3 protein-coding genes are annotated in these 739 nt (G+C 50.6%); all 3 read right to left on the minus strand.

Going from position 1 to position 739, the window contains the following annotated elements:
* Positions 1–125 precede the first annotated feature (125 nt).
* From MiSe_RS49450 to MiSe_RS49460, 3 genes are read right to left on the minus strand one after another with little or no spacing between them, the layout of a single operon-like run.
* Entirely contained in the window at positions 126–293 is a 168-nt protein-coding gene (locus MiSe_RS49450) for a hypothetical protein (RefSeq protein WP_226594943.1), read from the minus strand.
* The gene (locus tag MiSe_RS49455; protein ID WP_226594945.1) at positions 262–429 is read right to left on the minus strand and encodes a hypothetical protein; all 168 of its coding nucleotides are present in this window, start codon (positions 427–429) and stop codon (positions 262–264) included. The genes MiSe_RS49450 and MiSe_RS49455 overlap by 32 nt, the downstream gene beginning before the upstream one ends.
* A 36-nt stretch (positions 430–465) precedes the next feature.
* Complete coding sequence (locus MiSe_RS49460; protein ID WP_226594946.1) at positions 466–633, minus strand: hypothetical protein; 168 nt, start codon at positions 631–633, stop codon at positions 466–468.
* Between the last annotated feature and the right edge of the window lie 106 nt (positions 634–739).

Consider the following 739-nt stretch of genomic DNA (forward strand, 5'->3'; position numbering starts at 1 on the left):
CTTGTACAGAATATTTCCCATGCCGTGCCCTCAGCTGTTGTAGGGGCACGGCAATCATCAAATCTTCCCTTGTACAGAATATTTCCCATGCCGTGCCCTCAGCTGTTGTAGGGGCACGGCAATCATCAAATCTTCCCTTGTACAGAATATTTCCCATGCCGTGCCCTCAGCTGTTGTAGGGGCACGGCAATCATCAAATCTTCCCTTGTACAGAATATTTCCCATGCCGTGCCCTCAGGTGTTGTAGGGGCACGGCAATCATCAAATCTTCCCTTGTACAGAATATTTCCCATGCCGTGCCCTCAGGTGTTGTAGGGGCACGGCAATCATCAAATGTTGGCTGGTACAGAATATTTCGGATGCCGTGCCCTCAGGTGTTGTAGGGGCACGGCAATCATCAAATCTTCCCTTGTACAGAATATTTCCCATGCCGTGCCCTCAGCTGTTGTAGGGGCACGGCAATCATCAAATGTTGGCTGGTACAGAATATTTCGGATGCCCTGCCCTCAGCTGTTGTAGGGGCACGGCAATCATCAAATCAGAGCTTGTACAGAATATTTCGGATGCCGTGCCCTCAGCTGTTGTAGGGGCACGGCAATCATCAAATCTTCCCTTGTACAGAATATTTCCCATGCCGTGCCCTCAGCTGTTGTAGGGGCACGGCAATCATCAAATGTTGGCTGGTACAGAATATTTCCCATGCCGTGCCCTCAGCTGTTGTAGGGGCACGGCAATCATC

Origin of the sequence: Microseira wollei NIES-4236 (assembly GCF_020521235.1) — a bacterium.
Classification (GTDB): domain Bacteria; phylum Cyanobacteriota; class Cyanobacteriia; order Cyanobacteriales; family Aerosakkonemataceae; genus Microseira; species Microseira wollei.